The 22,541-nt window shown below is 70.7% G+C and carries 22 protein-coding genes; 9 read left to right on the top strand and 13 right to left on the bottom strand.

The features are described 5' to 3' along the window. Window positions 1-529: 529 nt before the first annotated feature. Entirely contained in the window at window positions 530-1,525 is a 996-nt protein-coding gene (trpS, locus tag ACH4YL_RS37540; protein WP_398512015.1) for a tryptophan--tRNA ligase, read from the top strand. Between the two features lie 93 nt (window positions 1,526-1,618). Here trpS and proC read toward each other — a convergent pair whose 3' ends face one another. After that, on the bottom strand, window positions 1,619-2,428 hold the full coding sequence (gene proC / locus ACH4YL_RS37545; RefSeq protein ID WP_398512016.1) for a pyrroline-5-carboxylate reductase: 810 nt from the start codon (window positions 2,426-2,428) through the stop codon (window positions 1,619-1,621). 172 nt (window positions 2,429-2,600) lie between these two features. Further along, window positions 2,601-3,533, bottom strand: coding sequence for a L,D-transpeptidase (locus ACH4YL_RS37550; RefSeq protein ID WP_398512017.1), 933 nt, complete (start codon window positions 3,531-3,533; stop codon window positions 2,601-2,603). Between the two features lie 136 nt (window positions 3,534-3,669). On the opposite strand from ACH4YL_RS37550, the gene ACH4YL_RS37555 reads away from it, so the two are divergent. Then, complete coding sequence (locus ACH4YL_RS37555; RefSeq protein WP_398512018.1) at window positions 3,670-4,176, top strand: SigE family RNA polymerase sigma factor; 507 nt, start codon at window positions 3,670-3,672, stop codon at window positions 4,174-4,176. Next, complete coding sequence (locus ACH4YL_RS37560) at window positions 4,169-4,801, top strand: hypothetical protein (RefSeq protein WP_398512019.1); 633 nt, start codon at window positions 4,169-4,171, stop codon at window positions 4,799-4,801. Before ACH4YL_RS37555 ends, ACH4YL_RS37560 begins: the two co-directional genes overlap by 8 nt. Before the next feature lie 5 nt (window positions 4,802-4,806). Here the strand turns inward: ACH4YL_RS37560 and ACH4YL_RS37565 are convergent, their stop codons facing one another. After that, entirely contained in the window at window positions 4,807-5,544 is a 738-nt protein-coding gene (locus ACH4YL_RS37565) for an ABC transporter permease (protein WP_398512020.1), read from the bottom strand. After that, window positions 5,541-6,353: an ABC transporter ATP-binding protein gene (locus ACH4YL_RS37570; protein WP_398512021.1), complete on the bottom strand. Its 813-nt coding sequence runs from the start codon at window positions 6,351-6,353 to the stop codon at window positions 5,541-5,543. Before ACH4YL_RS37570 ends, ACH4YL_RS37565 begins: the two co-directional genes overlap by 4 nt. Window positions 6,354-6,480: 127 nt before the next feature. Between ACH4YL_RS37570 and ACH4YL_RS37575 the strand changes: the two genes are divergently transcribed. Further along, complete coding sequence (locus ACH4YL_RS37575; protein ID WP_398512022.1) at window positions 6,481-6,942, top strand: hypothetical protein; 462 nt, start codon at window positions 6,481-6,483, stop codon at window positions 6,940-6,942. 50 nt (window positions 6,943-6,992) lie between these two features. Here the strand turns inward: ACH4YL_RS37575 and ACH4YL_RS37580 are convergent, their stop codons facing one another. From ACH4YL_RS37580 to ACH4YL_RS37590, 3 genes are all read right to left on the bottom strand, one after another. Next, window positions 6,993-7,742 carry a class I SAM-dependent methyltransferase gene (locus tag ACH4YL_RS37580; protein ID WP_398512023.1) on the bottom strand — a complete coding sequence of 250 codons (750 nt, stop codon included), beginning with the start codon at window positions 7,740-7,742 and terminating at the stop codon, window positions 6,993-6,995. A 79-nt stretch (window positions 7,743-7,821) separates the two neighbouring features. Beyond that, entirely contained in the window at window positions 7,822-8,400 is a 579-nt protein-coding gene (locus ACH4YL_RS37585) for a hypothetical protein (RefSeq protein WP_398512024.1), read from the bottom strand. A 34-nt stretch (window positions 8,401-8,434) separates the two neighbouring features. Further along, window positions 8,435-8,761, bottom strand: coding sequence for a peptidase (locus tag ACH4YL_RS37590; RefSeq protein ID WP_398512025.1), 327 nt, complete (start codon window positions 8,759-8,761; stop codon window positions 8,435-8,437). Between the two features lie 139 nt (window positions 8,762-8,900). On the opposite strand from ACH4YL_RS37590, the gene ACH4YL_RS37595 reads away from it, so the two are divergent. Beyond that, window positions 8,901-11,060: a PQQ-binding-like beta-propeller repeat protein gene (locus ACH4YL_RS37595; RefSeq protein ID WP_398512026.1), complete on the top strand. Its 2,160-nt coding sequence runs from the start codon at window positions 8,901-8,903 to the stop codon at window positions 11,058-11,060. Between the two features lie 25 nt (window positions 11,061-11,085). Here the strand turns inward: ACH4YL_RS37595 and ilvD are convergent, their stop codons facing one another. The 4 genes from ilvD to ACH4YL_RS37615 form a co-directional block, all read right to left on the bottom strand. Then, window positions 11,086-12,936 (bottom strand): dihydroxy-acid dehydratase, encoded by a 1,851-nt coding sequence (gene ilvD, locus ACH4YL_RS37600; protein WP_398512027.1) that lies wholly within the window; start codon window positions 12,934-12,936, stop codon window positions 11,086-11,088. 92 nt (window positions 12,937-13,028) lie between these two features. Beyond that, a complete protein-coding gene (locus ACH4YL_RS37605; RefSeq protein WP_398512028.1) occupies window positions 13,029-13,649 on the bottom strand; it encodes a TetR family transcriptional regulator in 621 nt (206 codons plus the stop codon). A gap of 13 nt (window positions 13,650-13,662) precedes the next feature. Continuing rightward, a complete protein-coding gene (locus tag ACH4YL_RS37610) occupies window positions 13,663-14,505 on the bottom strand; it encodes a sugar phosphate isomerase/epimerase family protein (protein WP_398512029.1) in 843 nt (280 codons plus the stop codon). Between the two features lie 23 nt (window positions 14,506-14,528). Further along, a complete protein-coding gene (locus tag ACH4YL_RS37615; protein WP_398512030.1) occupies window positions 14,529-15,461 on the bottom strand; it encodes a Ppx/GppA family phosphatase in 933 nt (310 codons plus the stop codon). Between the two features lie 40 nt (window positions 15,462-15,501). On the opposite strand from ACH4YL_RS37615, the gene ACH4YL_RS37620 reads away from it, so the two are divergent. Beyond that, entirely contained in the window at window positions 15,502-16,335 is an 834-nt protein-coding gene (locus ACH4YL_RS37620) for a hypothetical protein (RefSeq protein ID WP_398512031.1), read from the top strand. Window positions 16,336-16,341: 6 nt separating this feature from the next. On the opposite strand, the gene ACH4YL_RS37625 is transcribed toward ACH4YL_RS37620, so the two are convergent. After that, window positions 16,342-18,033: a hypothetical protein gene (locus ACH4YL_RS37625; RefSeq protein ID WP_398512032.1), complete on the bottom strand. Its 1,692-nt coding sequence runs from the start codon at window positions 18,031-18,033 to the stop codon at window positions 16,342-16,344. Between the two features lie 163 nt (window positions 18,034-18,196). On the opposite strand from ACH4YL_RS37625, the gene ACH4YL_RS37630 reads away from it, so the two are divergent. From ACH4YL_RS37630 to disA, 3 genes are all read left to right on the top strand, one after another. Further along, a complete protein-coding gene (locus ACH4YL_RS37630) occupies window positions 18,197-18,790 on the top strand; it encodes a dihydrofolate reductase family protein (RefSeq protein ID WP_398512033.1) in 594 nt (197 codons plus the stop codon). A 77-nt stretch (window positions 18,791-18,867) separates the two neighbouring features. Further along, window positions 18,868-20,322, top strand: coding sequence for a DNA repair protein RadA (gene radA, locus ACH4YL_RS37635; RefSeq protein ID WP_398512034.1), 1,455 nt, complete (start codon window positions 18,868-18,870; stop codon window positions 20,320-20,322). A 44-nt stretch (window positions 20,323-20,366) separates the two neighbouring features. After that, window positions 20,367-21,491: a DNA integrity scanning diadenylate cyclase DisA gene (disA, locus tag ACH4YL_RS37640; RefSeq protein ID WP_398512035.1), complete on the top strand. Its 1,125-nt coding sequence runs from the start codon at window positions 20,367-20,369 to the stop codon at window positions 21,489-21,491. A 120-nt stretch (window positions 21,492-21,611) separates the two neighbouring features. On the opposite strand, the gene ACH4YL_RS37645 is transcribed toward disA, so the two are convergent. Next, window positions 21,612-22,427 (bottom strand): hypothetical protein, encoded by an 816-nt coding sequence (locus tag ACH4YL_RS37645; RefSeq protein ID WP_398512036.1) that lies wholly within the window; start codon window positions 22,425-22,427, stop codon window positions 21,612-21,614. Window positions 22,428-22,541: the final 114 nt, after the last annotated feature.

Here is a 22,541-nt window from a genome sequence, read left to right on the forward strand (position 1 = left end):
GCCGGCGGGTTTCGCTTTCCAGCCTTTCGGCTTTCCGGCGGTGCCGACTCTATCAGAACCTTTCGGGCCTGATTCCCGGTCGAACTCGGGTTGTCTTTCCGGCCCTTGAGCCGTTCCGACGAGTGAGACTTTAGCGGAATCCTCAGCCCCGACGCTAATCGGGGTTGCGCTCATTCGAACGCGGATTCCTCATTTCGCAAAGGCGCACAGAAAGACGGGCGACAAGGAGTCGCTCGCTCGTAGTGGGTCTTGCGGAATGGCTGTCCGGGGACCGGCCGAAGTCGGTGCTCACGTCGGACAACTCGGAGAACACTACGGACCGCCGGTATCCACTGTCAACCTGGGACCCGGTGCCGTAGCCTCGTACACATGACTACGCGTACGTGCTTCCTTCAGTGGTGGGCCGCCTGACGGCGGCCGGCACCTACGCATGCACTCAACGGCCGCCGCTTCGGCGGCCGTTCTCGTTTCTCCCTCCGGAGAGCCGGTCGCTTGACGCGGCGGCTCCGATCAGGAGAGGGAGAACGTGATGACGCGGATCTTCAGCGGGATCAAGCCGACAGGGCATCTGACGCTGGGCAACTACCTCGGGGCGCTGCGCCGGTGGGTCGAGGTCGATCAGCATCAGGCGGACGCACTGTTCAGTGTGGTCGATCTGCATGCGCTGACCGTTGAGCACGATCCGGCGCGGGTGCGCAGACTCAGTCGGCAGGCGGCGACGATGATGCTCGCCGCCGGGCTGGATCCCGAGCTGTGCACCGTATTCGTACAGAGTCACGTGGACGAGCACGCCCGGCTCTCGTATCTGCTCGAGTGCACGGCCACGGACGGCGAGCTGCGGCGCATGATCCAGTACAAGGAGAAGGCCGCGCAGGCGAAGGCGGCGGGGCAGAGCGTGCGGCTGTCGCTGCTGACGTATCCGGCGCTGATGGCGGCGGACATCCTGGCCTATGGGACCGATGAGGTTCCGGTGGGTGATGACCAGACGCAGCACGTGGAGCTGACCCGGGATCTGGCGGTGCGGTTCAACCAGCGGTACGGGCACACGTTCACCGTGCCCAAGGCGACGCATCCTCCGGTGGCCGCGCGGGTGATGGATCTGCAGGATCCGACGTCGAAGATGGGCAAGTCGCACGATTCGGGCGCCGGGATCGTCTATCTGCTCGACGAGGCGGACCAGGTGCGCAAGAAGATCATGCGGGCGGTCACGGACAGCGGGCACGAGGTCGAGTACGACCGGGAGGAGCGGCCCGGTGTCGCGAATCTGCTCGAGGTGCTTGCTGCGTGTTCGGGTGGGAACCCGATCGACTTGGCCGGTGTATATGAGTCGTACGGAGCGTTGAAGAAGGACACGGCCGAGGCGGTGGTGGAGCTGCTGAGGCCCGTGAAGAAGCGGCATGCCGAGCTGGCGGCGGATCCGGGATATGTCGACGAGGTGTTGAGGAAGGGGGCGGAGCGGGCCAGGGGGATGGCCAGGCCGAGGGTGGATGCCGCTTATGCGGCGATCGGGCTGCTGCCCGGGTAGCGGTGGACGGCTTGTCGTCCACCGTCCTACCGCCGTTTCGCCACGGCGGTAGGACGGCAGGCGGCAGGGCGGGTGACGGTCCGGACGCGGAGGTCAGCCGTTGCCGGAGGCGAGCTCGCGGCTGCGGTCGCGGGCCGCTTCGAGGGCGGCGATCAGGGCGGCGCGTACGCCGTGGTTCTCGAGTTCGCGGATGGCGCTGATCGTGGTGCCCGCGGGGGAGGTGACGGCTTCACGGAGCTTGACGGGGTGTTCGCCGCTGTCGCGGAGCATCACGGCGGCGCCGATGGCGGCCTGGACGATGAGGTCGTGGGCCTGGGCGCGGGGCAGTCCGAGGAGGATGCCGGCGTCGGTCATGGCCTCGACGAGAAAGTAGAAGTACGCCGGGCCCGAGCCGGACAGGGCGGTGGCCGCGTCCTGTTGGGACTCGGGGACCCGGAGAGTCTTGCCGACGCCGCCGAAGATCTCCTCGGCGTGGGCGAGGTGTTCGGCGGTGGCGTGGTTGCCGGCGGAGATCACGGACATGCCCTCGTCGACGAGCACGGGGGTGTTGGGCATGACACGGACGACGGGGGCGCCTGGGGTCAGGCGTTCCTCGATGAAGGAGGTGGGAATGCCGGCTGCGGCGCTGATAACCAGACGGTCAGCGGTGATGTGCGGAGCGAGCTCGTCGAGGAGCTTGCCCATGTCCTGGGGCTTGACGGCCAGGATGAGGGTGTCTGCGCGCTTGGCGGCCTCGGCGTTGGTGACCGGTTCGACGCCGTAGCGGGTGCGGAGCTCTTCGGCGCGGTCGGCGCGGCGGGTGGTGACGAGGAGGTCGGCAGGTCGCCAGCCGGCGCGGATCATGCCGCTGAGAAGGGCCTCGCCGATCTTGCCCGTACCGAGGACTGCGACTGTCTGGGTCATGGCTCTGTTCACCTCGCCGGTGGGGACTACGTGCGGACATCCTCGCACCGGGGGCGGGACGGTGCCGTGGCGTCCGAGGGGCGGTACAAGCGGTGAGCGCACCGCACCGCTCTTCGGACGCCGGGTCCCGACAAGGTTCTGACCGCCTCGGGTCAGGACCGGGCTCTTCGGGTCAGAGGGCGCTGCGGGAGCGCCATTCGGACCAGGAGAGGTTCCAGTCGCCGTAGCCGTTGCCGGAGGCGACCGTGTCCTTGGAGTTGGTCACGCGGATGACGTCGCCCGGGATGATCTGCTCGTAGAAGCGGGCGGCCGTGCCGTCGGATGCGAGGCCGATGCAGCCGTGGGTGACATTGCGGCTGCCGGCGTGGGTGTTGGCCTTCGGGTTCTCGTGGAGGTAGGTGCCCGAGGTCGTCAGGTGGACGGCGTAGCCGTAGTACCCGGCGTAGGCGTCGCCGAGGTTCACGGTGCGGGAGTCCATATAGACGCGGCGCTGCTTGTCGAGGACGACCATCGTGCCGTTCCAGGTGTCCAGGCCCGGTCGGCCCGCGGTGATCGGGATGGTCCGGGTCGGGGCGCCGTCCTTGACGACGGTCATCCGGTGGGTGCGGACGTCGACGGTGGCGACCAGTGAACGGTCGACGGTGAAGGTGCGGGAGATGTCCGGTCCTGCGCTGACGCTGACCTTGGTGCCCGGCTTCCAGAAGGTGCGCGGGCGGAAGTCGACCCGCTGGCCGTCGTGGAGGTTGCGGTCCTTGATCCACGCCCAGGAGCCGACGACTCCGGGGTCGGCGGTGACCTTCAGGCGGCGTTCCACGTCGGCGCGCTCGGACGTGGGGACCGGGCGCTTGAAGGTGAGGGAGATCGGCATGCCGACGCCGACGTGCCGGCCGTCGGCGATGTTGAGGGAGGCGTCGGACAGATGGGCGCGGGTGGCGGGAGACAGCGGGGTCTCGGTGGGCTTGGGCCGGGCGGGAGGAGTCGAGCCGTTCGTGGACGGGTGCTCGGGTGCGGCGGCGGCATCCGGGATCAGGCCCGTCCCCGAGCAGCCGGTGAGTGCGAGTGCGCAGAGCAGTCCGAGTACGGCGGCGCCGAGGTGTCGTCGCATGGTGTTCCTCCCCCTGGGTCAGCTGACGTTCAGCTGTTCATTCGGGGTCTGTACGCATGGGAGAAGGAGGTGGGTTGCATCTGGGGCGGTGAGTTTTCTGTGGAACCGCTGAGGCGCTGAAGCGGTCCTACGGCTCGTGACGGAGGAGGAGTTCGACGCCTTCTACGCGACCGCTTTCCCCCGGTTGGTGGGCCAGCTGTACGCGATGACGGGCGATCACGGCGAGGCTCAGGACGTGGTCCAGGAGGCCTTCGTACGGGCCTGGGACCGGCGTGTCTCCCTCCTGGCGGACGAGGCTCCGGAGGCGTGGATCCGTACGGTCGCGATGCGGCTCGCGGTGAGCCGGTGGCGGCGGGCGAAGCGGTGGGTGGAGTTGGTGCGCCACCAGGCGCCTGCGGACCGGGTGCCGGGCCCCGGTCCGGAGCACACGATGCTGGTGCAGGCGTTGCGTCAACTGCCGGAGCCGCAGCGGCACGCGGTGGTGCTGCATCATCTGTGCGATCTGAGCGTCGAGCAGATCGCGGCGGAGACGGGGGCACCGACGGGGACCGTCAAGGCCCGGCTGTCGCGTGGGCGTGCCGCTCTCGCCAAACTGTTGTCTCCCGGTGAGCCCGCTGACGAGAGGGAGGGCAGCAGTGTCTGAGCACGAGCGGGACGAGCTGGATTCCGCGCTGCGGGTGCTGGCCGCCGACGCATCCGTGCCGCCGACGCTGTCGGGCGGGCAGATCCGGCGACGCGGTGAGGCGCGCGGGCGGCGCAGACGGGCTGTGGCGGCGACGGCCGCGGTCGTGGTGCTGAGTGCGGGTGCCACGGTCGGGGTGCCGTGGGTGATGGACGGGCACAAGGAGATCCGGCGGCCGGTGGCGACCGATCCGCCGAGCCCGTCGTTGTCGGCTCCCGTGCCTGCGTCCACCCGTGCGCGCATCGATGTCCGTACGAAGGTGCTGACGCTCGAGCCTGCTGGTGAGAAGGCCCGTTCCTTCCGTCTGACGATGAGGGACGACGTGACCGCGGGCAGCGCCAAGGTCAGGTACAAGAACCCGAGGCGGAAGATCCCCGCGTTGCTGTCGGTGCCGCCGGACAGCACGTACTACGTCGAGGCGAGTTGGGTGGTGGAGCTCTCGCTGCCGAGCGGTGAGGTGCTGTATCTGTTCGCGGACGACGCCTCGGGAAGCCCCATGAACCGGAGTGTGCTGCGGGTGCCGGCCGCCGATGCCGGGTGGGTCTACGACCGGCTGAATGTCGGCGACACCGTCACGCTGGAGTAGGAGCGTCAGGCCGTGCGGCGGCGCAGGGTCGCCGCGCCGAGCGCGAGTACCAGGACGGCGCAGGCCGCCACGATCAGCACGTCGCGTACGAAGTCGCCGGTGGCGTCCGGGTGGTGCAGAACCTCGGTCATGGCGTCGACGGCGTACGACATGGGCAGGACGTTCGAGATCGCTTCGAGGACGGGCTGCATCTTGTCGCGTGCGATGAACAGTCCGCAGAGCAGCAGTTGCGGGAAGATCACGGCCGGCATGAACTGCACGGCCTGGAACTCCGAGGCGGCGAAGGCCGAGACGAAGAGGCCGAGCGCCGTGCCGAGCAGCGCGTCGAGTAGTGCGACGAGCAGCAGCAGCCAGGGCGAGCCGACGACGTCGAGGCCGAGCGCCCAGAGTGCGAGGCCGGTGGCGAGCAGGGACTGGACGACGGCGACGAGGCCGAAGGCCAGTGCGTAGCCGGCGATCAGGTCGCCTTTGCCGAGCGGCATGGCGAGCAGCCGTTCCAGGGTGCCGGAGGTGCGTTCGCGCAGGGTGGCGATGGAGGCCACCAGGAACATCGTGATCAGCGGAAAGATGCCGAGCAGCGAGGCGCCGATGGAGTCGAAGGTCTGCTCGCTGCCGTCGAACACGTAGCGCAGCAGGAAGAGCATCACGCACGGCACGAAGACCATCAGCGCGATGGACCGCGGGTCGTGGCGCAGCTGGCGCAGCACGCGGGCGGCGGTGGCGAGGGTGCGAGCCGTACTCATCGGGCGTTCTCCTGGATGACCTGGGTGTGGGTTGCCTGGGCCTGCGGGGCGGCCGTCTGGCGGGCGTTGGCCTCGTCGACGAGGCGGAGGAAGGCGGCTTCGACCGTCTCCGAGTGCGTACGGACGCGCAGGTCGTCGGGACTGTCCTCGGCGAGGATCACGCCTTCTCGCATGAGCAGGAGGCGGTGGCAGCGTTCGGCCTCGTCCATGACATGGGAGGAGACGAGGATCGTCGCGCCGCGCTCGGTGGCGAGGCGGTCGAAGAGTTCCCACAGGTCGCGGCGGAGTACGGGGTCGAGGCCCACGGTCGGTTCGTCGAGTACGAGCAGTTCGGGCGCGCCGATGAGGGCTGCGGCGAGCGAGACGCGGGTTCGCTGGCCGCCGGAGAGCCGGCCGGCGAGCGCGTCGGCGTGCGAGCCGAGGTCGACGTCGGCGATGGCACGGTCGACGTATTCGTGGCGGGCCTCGCGGTGGCGGCGGCCGGGCTTCAGGACGGCCGCGAAGTAGTCGAGGTTCTGCCGGACCGTCAGATCGTCGTAGACGGACGGGTCCTGGGTGACATAGCCGATGCGGGAGCGGAGGGCGGCGTCGCCCGCGGGCTTGCCGAGGATCTCGAGTGTGCCGGTGACCTTGGCCTGGGTGCCGACCATCGCGCGCATGAGGGTCGATTTGCCGCAGCCGGAAGGGCCGAGGAGGCCGGTGATACGGCCGGGCGGAATGGTGAAGTCGATGCCGTGCAGGACAGTGCGGTCTCCCCGGATGACGGTGAGGCCGCGGGCCAGTACGGCAACCCCAGAGTTATTCATCATGCGATGAATAATGCGCCTCGGGCCGTGCCGCGTCAAGCCGCGCGCAGCGATGGGGGCGCAGAGATGGGGGGTGCGTCAGGGGAATCCCCCATGGCGTTTCCGGGGACGGTCGGACGACTGTGGACATATGAGCCACAACAGTGAGATCTCGAAGTCAGAACAGCGACGGCTCGCCGTCGCCTCGGTGACCCTCGGGCCGTGGCGCACCGCCACGGTGGTCGGCGGACTTGGCGGCGGCGCCGCCCTCGGGCTCGGCACCATCGCCGACGGATTCGGGCTCGGCATGCTGGCCGCGGCGCTGTCCTTCGCGCTGACGCTGTTCTTCATCGTCGGCGGAGCCGGGGCGGTGCTCGGCGACAGGACCGCGGGTCCGCCGGCGGACCGGCGCATACGCCGCTGGGCCGCCGAGCACCCGTGGCGGGTCGCGTCGGTGCCGGGCGCGCTGGCCGCGGCGGCGGACCTGGTGGTGAACCAGGCGCTCACGTCGCAGGGGTTCTTCGGCGGCGTGTGGGACGCGCTGTGGACGGGCTTGCTGGTGACGGTCGTGGTGGGGCTCGCGGGACGGTTCGCCCGGAACCGGAAGGCGTGAGTCTCCGGGGCCGGAAGCCCCCAAGGGCCCGACGCCCCAGGCCGTTGGCCCTATGCCGTGGCCACGAGGACGCTCAGTTCGACGTCGTAGGTCTCCTCGACGACGCCGTCCGGGAAGACCTGGAGCAGCAACGCCCGCTCCCGGTCGAGGAAATCGGCCGTGGCCTCCTTGCCGAGCATGAGGAAGAGCGAGTGGCTGCCGAGGTTGGCCAGGTGCAGGTCGAGCGGGACGCTACGGGTCCAGCGGACCTCGCGCCGGACGGCGTTCAGACCGTTGAGAAGGTGCCGGGTGGGGTCCGGTGCGCCATGGGCGCCGTCCGATAGCTCGCGGCGGAGCCGCTTGTCCTGCTCGGCGATCCACGGCACCTCCGTGGGGGCGACGTTCCACCACAGCGCCAGCGCGCCACCGGGCCGCAGCACCCGCAGCGCCTCAGGGACGGAACGTTCCGGGTCGGTCCAGTGCCAGGACTGCGCGTACGTGACGAGGTCGGCGCAGCAATCGGCCAGCGGCAGCGCGTCGCCGAGGCCGTGGACCAGCGGTATGTCCGGGAGCGTACGGCGGAGCTGTGCGGCCATGCCGGGGCCGGGTTCCACGGCCGTGACCCGCGCGCCGCGCTCGCGCAGCAGGCGGGTGGCGATGCCGGTGCCCGCGCCGACGTCGACGACCCGGGAGCCGTGCAGCGGGCGGCCGGTCAGTTCCTCGACGGCGTCGAAGAGCGCGGGCGGATAGCCGGGCCTGGCGGCGTCGTACTGTGCGGCGGCGACATCGAACGAGAGAGCGCGCGGCAGGTGATCCGTCATACGGCTCATCCTCACCGGGACACGGCCGCCCCCGCCCGCCGTTTTACCGGCACGTGGCTTCCTGCCTGCGCGCGGCTTCCTACTTGCGCCGCGGCTTGGTGCGCTTCTGCTTGCGGGCGGCCGGGTTGCCGGTGCGGGTGCTGCGGCGCTTTTCGTATTGGACGCGGGCCGACTCGTACTCCTCGCGGTGCAGCTTCTCGCCCGGCGCCTCGGCCAGCGAGCGGAGGAAGTACGCGAGCAGCGCGCCGATGAAGCCGATCGCCTTGAGGCTGCGCAGCGCGTCCGGGCCGGTCGGGCCCGCTGGACGGCGCGTGAAGCTCTCCCAGGTCTTGCGGAAGGCGACCGCGCTGCAGATCGCGAACATCACGACGACAAGCGCGTTCACAAAGCCGCCGACCTGCGCGACCGCCAGGCCCTCATAGGCGAAGCGCAGCACGAAGGCGCCGCCGAAGGCAGCGGCGAGCGAACCGGCGGCGACACCGGCGCGGCGCAGGCCGTAGCCCCCGTCGTGGCCGACCCAGGTCGTACCGAAGAAACGGATGGCTTCGGGCTGCGGCCCGCCGCCGCTGCCGCCCGTGCTGCCCGTGCTGCCGGTGTCTCCCGTGCCGGTACCGGTGCCGGTGCCGTCCTGCTCACTGATCTCGCTCTGCTCGCTCACGGGTCGATTATCCCTGGGCAAGCAACCCTGGCGGTCAGGAGCAGCGGATCGTCACATATCCGTCGCTGCCCGTGTTCACATACGCGTCCGAGACGAACTGCCCGTTGGCGATGTTGTCCCACAGGTTCGTCGTGCCGTACGGGCCCGAGATCCATTCGCCCGGCTTCTGGCAGTTGATCGGCACCGAGGCCCCGTAGGGCAGAACCTTGACGATCGAGTAGTTCGTGCCGGGGCCACTGCGGACATTGACGCGGTAGCCGGGCGCGATCGGGTAGCGCTTGACCGTCAAGGCGTCTGCTGTCTCCAGCGTCTCCACCGCGTCCTGACCGGCTCTTTCAGGCCGGACTTCTTCAAGTGCCATCAGATATCTCCCCCGTTGCTGTATGTGCGCGGTATGCGCACCGTTCGCCGCGCAGGCTAGCAAGCCACACCTGTCTCGTACGCATCATCGACTAGGCTCCGTGAGTCGCGCGTGCGCACGAACAACACGGGGGTGGAAGATGCCACCGCTGCGCAGCACCGGTCAGTCATCGGAAGCGGAACATCCGGAATACGCCGGGCAGTACCGCCTTGAGGCATGCCTCGGCACAGGCGGAATGGGTGTCGTCCATTTGGCCACATCCGCCTCGGGGCTGCGCCTCGCGGTCAAGGTCATCCATGCCGAGCACGCATCGGATCCCGAGTTCAGGGCCCGTTTCAAGCAGGAGGTCGCGGCCGCCCGTCGGGTCAGCGGCGCCTTCACCGCGCCCGTAGTCGACGCCGACCCGGAAGCCGAACGGCCGTGGATGGCCACGCTGTTCATCGATGGCCCGACCCTCGCCGAGCGGGTGAAGCGGAACGGCCCGCTGGGCTCCGTCGAGCTGCGCAAAGCCGGTGCCGGACTCGCCGAGGCGCTGCGCGACATCCATCGCGCGGGCGTGGTGCACCGCGATCTCAAGCCGAGCAATGTGCTGCTGGCGCCCGACGGGCCGAAGGTCATCGACTTCGGCATCTCCCGTCCCACGGACAGCGATTTGCGGACGGAGACGGGGAAGCTGATCGGTACGCCGCCGTTCATGGCTCCCGAGCAGTTCCAGCGGCCGCGCGAAGTGGGGCCCGCCGCAGATGTGTTCGCGATGGGCGCGGTGCTGGTGCACGCGACGACCGGGCGCGGGCCGTTCGACTCGGACAGCCCGTACATCGTGGCGTACCAAGTGGTGCACAACGAACCGGACTTGGCGGGTGTGCCGGTCGATCTCGTGCCGCTGTTCCGGCGCTGCCTGGCGAAGGATCCGGCGGACCGGCCGACTCCGTACGAGCTGATGGTCGCGCTGCGCGAGTCCTCGCCGTCCTCCTCGTACGACACACAGGCGTACATACCGGCGCAGCGGACGCCGGACCCGCGCGAACGTGCGCCGAAGGGGCTCGGGGACGCCGTCGAGACCCATCTCCGTCCGGGAAATCGGAAGCCTCCCAGGCTGAGCCGGAAGGTCCGCTGGGCCGCGGCGGGCGCGGCGCTCGCCGTCCTGGTCACCGCAGGAATCGTGGTCCTGAAGGTCACGAACAGCGACCCCGGTACGAGCCCCGCCCCCACCGTGCCGCACGCCCAGCAGACCTTCCGCCCGTGGAGCGTGTCCCTGCGCGCAGGACAGTACGAGAACCGGACACCGGTCTGCGCGGCCGACGGTCCCGGTCTCTACTGCGCCGCACCCGGCCTCAAGGCGACCCGGCTGAACCCCGACAACGGCAGGACGCTCTGGTCGAAGCAGGCGGACAGCCGCGTCGGCGGGCAGAGCGACGAAGGCATGACGCCGGTGCTCGCCGGCGGGCTGCTGCACATCGTCGCGCCCGGCGGAAAGCGGCTGGAGGCGCTCGACCCCGAGTCCGGCACGGTGGTCTGGGACCGCGACATCTCCGCGTACGCCACCGTCCGGCACGCCGGGGACGTGGCGCTGCTGGTGGCCGACAGCGGGAAGGTGCAGGCCGTCGACGCCACGACGGGCAAGGAGCGCTGGACCGGGCAGCGCGGCGGAGTCGGCACTCAGTGGGTGTCGTCGCCGGGCGTCGCCGGGCCAGCGCTGGCCGCGACACCGTCGACGGACGGCACGTCCACGCTGGTCGCGGCGGTCGACCCGGCGAGTGGCAAGAAACTGTGGGAGAAGCGGGCCACGGGGACGTTGAGTCCGGTGCGGGCCGCGGACGGCGTGCTGTATCTGCTCTCCGCGGACAAGGACGGCTTTACGGACGCGGTCGTGAGCGTGGACACGAACGGCGCGGCGCGCACCGTCCGCCGCCTCAAGCTGACCGCGCCCGTCGACCAGGCGCAGGCCACGGTCGTCGGCCGCACCGTCTATCTGAGCGGATCGGGCGGTTCGCTGCTCGCCGTCGACATGTCGGGTGCGGGCGCCGCGCTCTGGCGGCTGGAGACCTCGGTCACGCATCTCTCGCGCCCGGCGGCCGACGCGCGGGCGGTGTATGTGACGGCCGGGGACGGGCGGCTGCTGGCGGTGGACGCGGTGCGGGGTGCGCTGATCGGCCAGACCGAGCCGCGTATGGACGACGGGCGTTACACCTTCGCGCCGATGCTGCCGACGCCGGTCGCTGTCGGCGGCCGCGTCTTCGGTACCGCGCCGGACGGGTCGGTCTTCGCCCTGGACGCACGGGACCCGGCGCGCTGGTGAGCGAGCCGGGCCGCGCGTACGAACGTCAGCCGAGCAGCGACACGTCCCGGACCGCGCCCTTGTCGGCGCTCGTCGCCATCGCCGCGTACGCACGCAGCGCCGCCGACACCTTGCGTTCGCGGCTCTTCGGCGCGTAGACACCGCCGAGCGCCTCGCGGCGGGACGCCAACTCCTCGTCCGTCACCAGCAGTTCGATCGAGCGGTTCGGGATGTCGATACGGATCCGGTCGCCGTCCTCGACCAGCGCGATCGTGCCGCCCGACGCCGCCTCCGGCGAGGCGTGGCCGATCGACAGGCCCGAAGTGCCGCCGGAGAAGCGGCCGTCCGTCACCAGCGCACAGGCCTTGCCGAGGCCGCGGCCCTTGAGGAACGACGTCGGGTAGAGCATCTCCTGCATGCCGGGGCCGCCGCGCGGGCCCTCGTAGCGGATGACGACGACGTCGCCCTCCTTGATCTGCTTGGTGAGGATCTTGTCGACGGCCTCCTCCTGCGACTCGCAGACGACGGCCGGACCTTCGAAGGTCCAGATCGACTCGTCGACGCCGGCGGTCTTCACCACGCAGCCGTCGACGGCGAGATTGCCCTTGAGCACGGCGAGACCGCCGTCCTTGGAGTACGCGTGCTCGAAGTCGCGGATGCAGCCGCCGGCCGCGTCGACGTCCAGCGTGTCCCAGCGCTCGGACTGCGAGAAGGCCTCGGCCGAGCGCTTGCAGCCCGGTGCCGCGTGCCACAGTTCGACGGCCTCGTCGGAGGGCGAGCCGCCGCGCACGTCCCACGCTTCGAGCCATTCCTTGATGCCGGGCGAGTGGACGGTGTGCACGTCCTCGTTGAGCAGGCCCGCGCGGTAGAGCTCGCCGAGGATGGCGGGGATGCCGCCGGCGCGGTGCACGTCCTCCATGTAGTACGTGCCGCCGGGCGCGACGTTCGGCGCGACCTTGGCCAGGCACGGGACGCGGCGCGAGACGTCGTTGATGTCGTCGAGGTCGTAGTCGAGCTCCGCCTCCTGCGCGGCGGCCAGCAGATGCAGGATCGTGTTGGTGGAGCCGCCCATGGCGATGTCGAGCGCCATGGCGTTGTCGAAGGCCGCGCGGGTGGCGATGTTGCGCGGCAGGACGGTCTCGTCGTCGCCCTCGTAGTAGCGCTTGGTGATGTCGACGACCGTGCGGGCCGCGTTCTCGTACAGGGCGCGGCGTGCGGTGTGGGTGGCGAGGACCGAGCCGTTGCCGGGCAGCGACAGGCCGATCGCCTCGGTCAGGCAGTTCATCGAGTTGGCGGTGAACATGCCGGAACAGGATCCGCAGGTCGGACAGGCGTTCTCCTCGATACGGAGGATGTCCTCGTCCGAGACGTTCTCGTTGACCGCGTCGGCGATGGCGTTGATCAGGTCCAGCTTGCGGACCGTGCCGTCGACGAGGGTCGCCTTGCCGGCCTCCATGGGGCCGCCGGAGACGAAGACGGTCGGGATGTTGAGGCGCAGTGCGGCCATCAGCATGCCCGGCGTGATCTTGTCGCAGTTGGAGATGCAGATCAGGGCGTCGGCGCAGTGCGCCTCGACCATGTACTCCACGCTGTCGGCGATCAGGTCGCGCGAGGGCAGGGAGTAGAGCATTCCGCCGTGGCCCATCGCGATGCCGTCGTCGACCGCGATCGTGTTGAACTCGCGCGGCACTGCGCCCGCGGCCAGGATGGCGTCGGAGACGATCCGGCCGACCGGCGCGAGGTGGGTGTGCCCGGGCACGAACTCGGTGAAGGAGTTGGCGACCGCGACGATCGGCTTGCCGATGTCCGCGCTCGCTACGCCCGACGCCCGCATCAGGGCGCGGGCGCCCGCCATGTTCCGGCCGTGGGTGACAGTGCGGGACCTCAGCTCGGGCATCGTCGCTCGCTCCTTAGACAGATGGGTCTGTGTCGAGCGTACGCCGCGGCTCCAAGATCTGGACATCGTGTCCGCTATACGGGACGCGAGGCTCACGCTTCGGTCAGATACCGCTGCAGCGTCGGGGCCACCATCGCCACGATCGTCTCCGGATCGGCCGAGGCCAGCGGCTCCACCTGGATCACATACCGCAGAATCGCGATGCCGATCATGTGCGAGGCCGCCAGCTCCGCCCGGAATTTCGGGTCCGGCACGTCCAGATCCGCCGCGATCCGCTCCAGCAGCCGCCGCAGCACAAAGGTGCGCAGCACCTTGGCCGCCGCCTCGTGGGTGAGCGCGGAACGGATGATCGCCAGCAGCGGCGCCCGGCTGACCGGGTTCTCCCACACGCTGATGAAGTAGCGGGCCAGCCGTTCCCCGATGCCCTCGGTGCCCTTGCCCAGGATCTCCGGGATGACCATCGCAGGCTCGAAGGAGACCTCGATCGCGGCCGCGAAGACCTCGTCCTTGGTGCCGAAGTAGTGATGGACGAGGGCCGCGTCCACGTCCGCCGCTTTCGCGATGCCGCGGACGGTCGTCTTGTCGTAGCCGCGCTCGGCGAATTCCGTACGGGCCGCCTGCAGGATCCGCTCGCGCGCGCCGGGGCCTTCGGACGCCTCCGTACGGGCCGGACGGCCGCGTCGCCTGGGGGCCGGAGCCGCGTCGCCGGTCATGAGCCGTCGCCGGTCATGAGCCGCGTACTCCGGAGGATGCGGCCGACGCCAGATGGAGCCGGGTGAAGGCGAGGGCCTCGGCGAGGTCGGCCTCCCGTTCTGCCGCCGACATCGCACGGCGGGTGTTGACCTCGATGACCACATGGCCGTCGAAGCCGGTACGGGCAAGCCGCTCCAGCAGCTCGGCGCAGGGCTGGTTGCCGCGGCCGGGGACCAGGTGCTCGTCCTTCGCGGAACCCTTGCCGTCCGCGAGATGGACATGGCCGAGCCGGTCACCCATCCGGTCGACCATCGCCATGGTGTCGGTGCGGGAGGTCGCGGTGTGCGAGAGGTCGACCGTGAAGTGCCGGTAGTCCTCTTTGGTGACGTCCCAGTCCGGCGCGTACGCCAGCATCTCGCGGTCCCGGTAGCGCCACGGGTACATGTTCTCGACGGCGAAGCGGACGTCCGTCTCGTGCGCCATCCGCCAGATCCCGTTGACGAAGTCCCGGGCGTACTGGCGCTGCCAGCGGAACGGCGGATGCACGACGACCGTCGACGCGCCGAGCTTCTCGGCCGCGGCCTGCGCGCGCTGGAGCTTGATCCACGGATCGGTGGACCAGACCCGCTGCGTGATCAGCAGACAGGGCGCGTGGACGGCGTGGATCGGCACCTCGTGGTAGTCGGAGAGGCGGCGCAGGGCCTCTATGTCCTGGCTGACGGGATCGGTCCAGACCATGACTTCGACGCCGTCGTAACCCAGGCGCGCGGCGATCTCGAAGGCCGTCGCCGTGGACTCCGGGTAGACGGAGGCCGTCGACAGCACGACCTTCGCGTCCGGGATGCGCACGACTGGTTCCGCCTCGGGTTCTGCCACGGGAGACAGATTACGGGCCGCCATCAGGTGACGGGGAGGTGGTCAAGACGTCTCAGGATGACGCCCTCGCGCAGCGCCCACGGGCAGATTTCCAGCACCTGCGCGCCGAACAGGTCCATCGCACCCTCCGCGACCAGGGCTCCTGCCAGCAGCTGCCGGGACCGGCCCTCGGAGACTCCGGGCAGGGCGGCGCGCTGCTCGGCCGTCATGGCTGTGAGCTTCGGCACCCACTCGCGCACCGAGCTGAGACTGAGGTCACGTTGTACGTACAGGCCATCGGCGGAACGGGCGGCCCCGGCGATCCGGGCCAGCTGCCGGAAGGTCTTGGACGTCGCCACGATGTGGTCCGGTTTGCCGAGCCGGCTGAACTCGCCGACCGTACGCGCGATTTCGGCCCGCACATGGCGGCGCAGCGCCTTCACGTCCTGCGGGTCCGGCGGGTCACCCGGCAGCCGCTCGGAGGTCAGCCGGCCCGCGCCCAGCGGCAGGGACACCGCGGCGTCGGGCTCCTCGTCGATGCCGAAAGCGATCTCCAGCGAGCCGCCGCCGATGTCCAGGACGAGCAGCTTGCCGGCGGACCAGCCGAACCAGCGGCGCGCCGCGAGGAAGGTGAGCCGGGCCTCCTCCTCGCCGGTCAGGACCGTCAGGTCAACGTCCGTCTCGGCCTTCACCCTGGTCAGGACCTGGTCGGCGTTGGTCGCCTCGCGCACGGCGGAGGTCGCGAAACTGAGTACCTGCTCACAGCCCTGGTCCTCGGCGGCCTGCACCGCGCCGGACACCGTCTCGATGAGCCGTTCGACGCCGTCGGGACCGATCGCACCTTGCCCGTCCAGCAGTTCGGCCAGGCGCAGCTCCGCCTTGTACGAATGGGCGGGCAGTGGGCGTGCGCCGGGGTGCGCGTCCACCACCAGGAGGTGCACCGTGTTCGAACCGACGTCGAGGACTCCGAGTCTCATGGACTGAACGCTACTGCCGGTGCGCGCATACGCTTGACTCGTGCCGAAGACGAAAAAGGCGAAACCGGGCAAGGCCCGCGATTCGAAGCCCTTGAAGCCCGCGAAGTCCCCGAAGCCGTCGAAGAACGACGAGAAGGGGCTGGACTTCGCGCGGGCGTGGGTGGAATTCCCCGACCCCGCCGACGACGAACAGGTCTTCCGCTGCGACCTGACCTGGCTGACCTCCCGGTGGAGCTGCATTTTCGGCAGCGGCTGCCAGGGGATCCAGGCGGGCCGCGCGGACGACGGGTGCTGCACGCTCGGCGCGCACTTCTCCGACGAGGACGACGAGAAGCGGGTCGCTGATCATGTTGCCCGGCTGACTCCTGAGTTGTGGCAGTTCCACGACGTGGGCGCGGAGACGGGCTGGGTCGAGGTCGACGACGACGGCGAACGCCAGACGCGCCGCTGGGAGGGGTCCTGCATCTTCCAGAACCGCCCGGGGTTCGAGGGCGGCGCGGGCTGCTCGCTGCACATCCTGGCGCTGCGCGAGGGCCGGGAGCCGCTGGAGACGAAGCCTGACGTCTGCTGGCAGCTGCCGGTGCGGCGCACCTACGAGTGGATCGACCGCCCGGACGACACCCGCGTGCTCCAGATCTCGATCGGCGAGTACGACAGAAGGGGCTGGGGCCCGGGCGGCCACGACCTCCACTGGTGGTGCACATCGGCGACGTCGGCGCACGGGGCGGGGGAACCGGTGTACGTGACCTACCGCCCGGAGCTGACGGAACTGATGGGCAAGGAGGCGTACGACGTCCTCGCGGGCCTGTGCGAGTCCCGCCTGTCGTCCCAGCTCCCGCTCCTGGCCCCGCACCCGGCGGACCCTGGGGTCTAGGCCCGCTCAGCCCTCGGGCGAGGACGGCGGCGCTTCCGACAGTTCCGAGGACGGCGGCGGCTCCGACGGGGTCGGGTCGGTCGGGGACGGGTCCGACGGTGACGGTTCGGACGGCGTGGGCGTCGGAGACGGGTCCGAGGGCGTCGGAGACGGGGACGGATCCGACGGCGTAGGCGTGGGTGACGGGTCCGACGGTGACGGGGACGGCGGATTCGTCGCGCCGAAGCCGTCGATCTCCACCACCGCTCCCGACGGATCCACCCCCACCCGCGCGCTCCAGGCCCCCGCCGGCTCCCGGTCATGGTCCACCGTCACGTAGATCGTGACCGACTCGCCCGGGTTCAGCGTGCCCGAGGTGCGGCTCATATACAGCCACGACGCATTCGTCCACGCCGACCAGGTCACCGGCGAGCCGCCGGACGCCCGGAGCGTGATCCGGGTCGTGTTGCCGGAAGGTTCCGCCTCGACCGTGAGGCGGCCGGGACCGCGGCTGCCCGGGCGGGTCGGCTGCGCGGAGGCGCCCTCGCTGATGACCTCGACCGAGACGTCCGGCGCGCGGGAGCCGACCGTGAACCTCGTGTCCGGTTCCGCCTCCGCGTTGCCCGCGTTCTCGTAGTGGTCGTACGGCGCGCCGTCGAGACCGGCCTGCCCGTCCGCCTCAGCCGCGCTGACCGAGGTCCGGCCGTGCTGTCCCTCGCCCGTCAGCGGAGCGCCCCGGTAGGCCGCCCACAGCGCGAGCACGGGCGCGGCGACGACCGTCGCGACGACCGTGGTCGTCACGGCGCGCGCCCGCAGCCGGTCGCGGCGGGCCGCGTGGTCCTTCGGGTCGAGCGGAAAGCCGCCGGGGCCGAAGCGCGGCGCGCCGGCCCGGGCCCGGGGAACGTGCACCATCGCGGCATACGCGGCGGCCCGGTCCGCCGCGACCATCGGCAGGGTCGCCGGAGTGACGGCCGACCCCGGCCACGGCCCGCCCGCTCCGGCCCGCTCGGCCGCGCGGCGGCAGCGCGGGCAGTCGTCGACGTGCCGGACGAGTTCATGGCGCAGTGCCGGGGAGAGCAGGACGCGGTGGTCGCCGGTGAGCCGGGCGACGGCCGGGCAGTTGCCGGTCTCGACGACGGCGAGCGCGGCGCGGGTGCGCTCGAGCTCGCACGCCGCCGTGGCCAGCAGCTCGTGGGCGGCGAGCCCGTCGAGGCCGAGGACCGCGGCGACCTCGCGCGGGCCGAGACCGTGCCGGACGGCCAGTTCGAGTGCCTCGCGCTGTTCGGGGGACGTACCGGCCGCCTCCGGCCAGGCCAGCAGCGCCAGTTCGGCACGGCGGCGCTGGGCGAGGTGCTCCGGAACGCGAGGTCGCTCCTCGGAGACGAGGGGTCTGCCCGTGTGCGCCCCCTGCCGGCTGCGCCGCTGTTCGGCCAGCCGGCGCAGACAGGCCCAGCGCGCCAGCGCGTACAGCCATGCCCTGCGCTCGGGCTCGCACGTCGGGCAGCGCCCGTACTGCCGCTCCGCGATGGCGAGTACGTCACCGAGCAGCGCGGTCGCCGCGTCGTGGTCGCAGAGCACGGAGAGGCAGTACGTGAACAGGCCGTCGAGGTACGGCTCATAACGCGCGGGCGGCTGTTTCGGGGCCGGACGCGGCGCGCGCCGGTACGCCCGGTGTGCGCCGGTGGTGTGTGTGGGTGGCTCCAGCCTGCTGCTCGTCACGCCGTGACCGTAGGCGCAGTCCCACACCCAGTTCGTACCGGTTGAACACTTTTAATTCTTACGGGTGAACAGTTCGCTCGAAGGGGGACAGGAATCGTTAATTCCGCCCCTACCGGTCGCGCCCTCACCGATGAGTTCCCGGGCGCCAGGTAGTCAACCCGTCATGAGCAGAGTGATCTCAGGCATGTCGATGTCGCTGGACGGCTTCATCGCCGGGCCGGACGACACCCGTGAGAATCCCCTCGGCGTGGGCGGAATGCGCCTGCACCGCTGGGTGGAGGAGATGAACGAGACCGACGCCAAAGTCCTCGGCGACATGGCGGAGGAGCTCGGCGCGATCGTGATGGGCCGGCATTCGTACGACCTCTGCGAGGGCGACGGCGGCTGGGGCGACGGCGGCCCGGCCGGCAAGGTGCCGTGCTTCGTCCTCACGCACAGACCGCCGGACCCCAAGGACGTGGTCGCGCCCGATGTGTTCACCTTTGTCACCGGCGGCGTCGAGGAGCTGATCGCGCAGGCGAAGGCCGCCGCCGCCGGCAAGCACGTGGGCGTGCACGGCGCGACCGTCGCGCAGCAGGCGCTGGCCGCCGGGCTTCTGGACGGGATCCACATCATGCTCGTCCCGCTCCTGCTCGGCGCCGGCAAGCGGCTGTTCGACCATGTCGGCGGGCCCGTCGAGCTGAAGCGGCTGTGGTCCCTGGAGTCTTCAGACATCACCCATCTGCGCTTCGACGTCGTGAAGCAGGCCGATTCGTAGGCGGTTGCGCAGGCCGTGAAGCAGCCGAGGCAGGCCGCGCCGACGGCGTTGTCAGTGGGTACGGCTACGGTTCCGGCATGGCTGCCCGTACGAAATCCGCGAAGGACCGGCCGTCCTACCGCTGCACCGAATGCGGCTGGACGACCGCCAAGTGGCTCGGCCGCTGCCCCGAATGCCAGGCCTGGGGCACGGTCGAGGAGTACGGCGCGCCTGCCGTGCGCACCACCGCCGTCGGCCGCGTCTCCACCGCTGCCCTGCCCATCGGCCAGGTCGACGGCCGCCAGGCCACCGCCCGCTCCACCGGGGTCGACGAGCTCGACCGCGTCCTCGGCGGCGGGCTCGTGCCCGGCGCCGTCGTGCTGCTCGCCGGCGAGCCCGGCGTCGGCAAGTCCACGCTGCTGCTGGACGTCGCGGCGAAGGCGGCGAGCGACGACCACCGCACGCTGTATGTCACGGGCGAGGAGTCCGCGAGCCAGGTCCGTCTGCGGGCCGACCGGATCAATGCGCTGCACGACCATCTGTATCTCGCCGCCGAGACCGATCTGTCCTCGGTCCTCGGTCACTTGGACGCGGTCAAGCCGTCCCTGCTGGTCCTCGACTCCGTGCAGACCGTGGCCTCGCCCGAGATCGATGGCGCGCCCGGCGGCATGGCACAGGTCCGCGAGGTGGCCGGTGCGCTGATCCGCGCGTCCAAGGAGCGCGGCATGTCCACCATCCTGGTGGGCCATGTCACCAAGGACGGCGCGATCGCCGGACCGCGCCTGCTGGAGCATCTCGTGGACGTGGTGCTGTCCTTCGAAGGCGACCGGCACGCCCGGCTGCGTCTCGTACGAGGCGTCAAGAACCGCTACGGGGCGACGGACGAGGTCGGCTGCTTCGAGCTGCACGACGAGGGCATCACCGGCCTCGCCGACCCCTCGGGCCTGTTCCTCACGCGCAGGGACGCGCCCGTCCCCGGCACCTGTCTGACGGTCACGCTCGAAGGCCGCCGCCCGCTCGTCGCCGAGGTGCAGGCGCTGACCGTCGACTCACAGATCCCCTCGCCGCGGCGCACGACCTCGGGTCTGGAGACCTCCCGGGTGTCGATGATGCTCGCCGTGCTGGAGCAGCGGGGCCGTATCACCGCTCTCGGCAAGCGCGACATCTACAGCGCGACCGTCGGCGGGGTGAAGCTCTCGGAGCCGGCCGCGGACCTGGCGATCGCGCTGGCGCTGGCCTCGGCCGCCAGCGACACTCCGCTGCCGAAAAACCTGGTCGCGATCGGTGAAGTGGGCCTTGCGGGCGAGGTCAGACGGGTCACGGGCGTCCAGCGCCGGCTCGCCGAGGCCCACCGTCTCGGCTTCACGCACGCCCTTGTCCCCACGGATCCCGGCAAGATCCCAACCGGGATGAAAGTGACGGAGGTGGCGGATGTGGGGGACGCTCTGAGGGTGCTCCCGCGCGGCCGGCAGAAGGGTTCCGAGGGGGCTTCGGGGGCCGCCGCGGGGAAAGAGCGTGCGGAGGCCCCCCGGGCGGGCGACACGCGCCGGTAGACTTTGCCCTGGTCTCGCCCATCCGTACGAGCCGGAGGAGTGCAGTGGCAGCCAACGACCGGGCAGCAGCACCCGGAAAGTCCGGCGGAGGCTCCGGCAACGAAGCACTGATCCGCGCCGCTCTGAGCGCGGTCGCGCCGGGTCAGGCCCTGCGCGACGGCCTGGAGCGCATCCTCCGCGGCAATACCGGTGGCCTGATCGTCCTCGGCATGGACAAGACCGTCGAGTCGATGTGCACCGGCGGCTTCGTGCTGGACGTGGAGTTCACCGCGACCCGGCTGCGCGAGCTGTGCAAGCTCGACGGCGCGCTCATCCTCGACAAGGACATCACCAAGATCCACCGGGCCGGTGTGCAGCTGGTCCCGGACGCGTCCATCCCCACCGAGGAGACCGGCACCCGCCACCGCACGGCGGACCGCGTCTCCAGGCAGTGCGGCTTCCCGGTGGTGTCCGTCTCGCAGTCGATGCGGCTGATCGCGCTGTACGTGGACGGGGAGCGCCGGGTCCTTGAGGAGTCGGCCGCGATCCTCTCCCGCGCGAACCAGGCGCTCGCCACTCTGGAGCGCTACAAGCTCCGCCTCGACGAGGTCGCGGGCACGCTCTCCGCGCTGGAGATCGAGGACCTGGTGACGGTCCGGGACGTGACGGCCGTGGCGCAGCGCCTGGAGATGGTGCGCCGGATCGCCACGGAGATCGCGGAGTACGTGGTGGAGTTGGGCACCGACGGCCGGCTTCTCTCGCTCCAGCTCGACGAGTTGATCGCGGGCGTGGAGCCGGAGCGTGAGCTGGTCGTGCGCGACTATGTGCCGGAGCCGACCGCGAAGAGGTCCCGCACGGTCGACGAGGCGCTCGCCGAGCTGGACTCCCTCACCCACACCGAGCTGCTCGAACTTCCCATAGTGGCGAGGGCGTTGGGCTACAGCGGCTCGCCCGAGACCCTCGACTCCGCGGTTTCGCCGCGCGGCTACCGACTGCTGGCGAAGGTGCCGCGGCTGCCCGGCGCGATCATCGAGCGTCTTGTGGAGCACTTCGGCGGACTGCAGAAGCTGCTCGCGGCGAGCGTCGACGATCTGCAGACGGTCGACGGCGTGGGCGAGGCGCGGGCACGCAGCGTGCGCGAGGGCCTGTCGCGGCTGGCCGAGTCCTCGATCCTCGAGCGGTACGTGTAGCTCGGACCAGGTCGCAAGAACCGAGCGGTCGTCCGGGTCCAGCCCGGTCCCGAGAACCGAGCGGTCGTCCGCGTCCAGCCCGGTCCCGAGAGCCGTCCCGCGAGGCCGGCCCGCGAAGGGCTAGTCCTTCTCCAGGCGGAACGACGCCGGCAGCACCGTCACCCCCGGCATCGTCGCCTCGACCAGGTACGTGCCCGGCGGCACCGCGCCCGCCGGCGGCGTCGCGCACTGCGGCTCGCTCTGCCTGCGGTCCCACTGCACGGTGTGCGTGATCGACCCCTTCGCCGGGACCCTCAGCAACATGCTCCCCGCCGTGCGCGGGCAGTCCTTCGTCGACCACACTTCGTCGTCGCCGTCGTCGGTGACCGTGAGCACCGCGGCCCTCGGACCGAAGTCCGCCTTGCACGTCGTCGCCGACGAGTTGGCCGCGACCAGCTGGAACGTGGGCTTCTCCCCCGGCTCGTAGGCCACCTTGACGCTGCGCAGGGTCAACTTCAGTGCGCCCGGCGCGCAGTCGGGCAGGCTGGATCCGGCCGGGACCTGCTGGCCGCCGGTGCCTCCGGCGGCCGCGCCGCCGGCTCCGCCCGCGCCACCCGCACCGTTCTGGCCTCCGTCGGCGCCCTCGCCGCCGGTGCCCCCGTCCGTACCACCGCTGCCGCTGCCGTCGTTGTCGCCGGAGTCGCCCGACTCGTCGCGTCCGCCCGGCTGTTCACTGATCGCCGGACCGGACTGCGAGGGTCCGGGCGTGATCGAAGGCGCGGGAGTGGCACCGCCGTTGGCCTTGCCGTCCTCGCTGGCCCCGTTGCCGCCGCCACCGGAGCCGAGGGCCCAGACGGCCAGCAGCGCCAGCACCGCGATCAGGGACAGCGCGACTGCCCTCCGTCGCCAGTAGATGGAGGAGGGGAGCGGCCCGATCGGATTGCGCAGAGATCCCACGAGGCGAACTCTACGAGAGATCCGGGCCAACTCCCGTCCCACCCGCCGCCCTGATTCGCGAGTTCTGCGGATCATCATCACGCCATGCGCCGCACGGACCCCTCTCCTTCGTCA

Source organism: Streptomyces sp. NPDC020681 (assembly GCF_044334895.1).
Classification (GTDB): Bacteria; Actinomycetota; Actinomycetes; order Streptomycetales; family Streptomycetaceae; genus Streptomyces.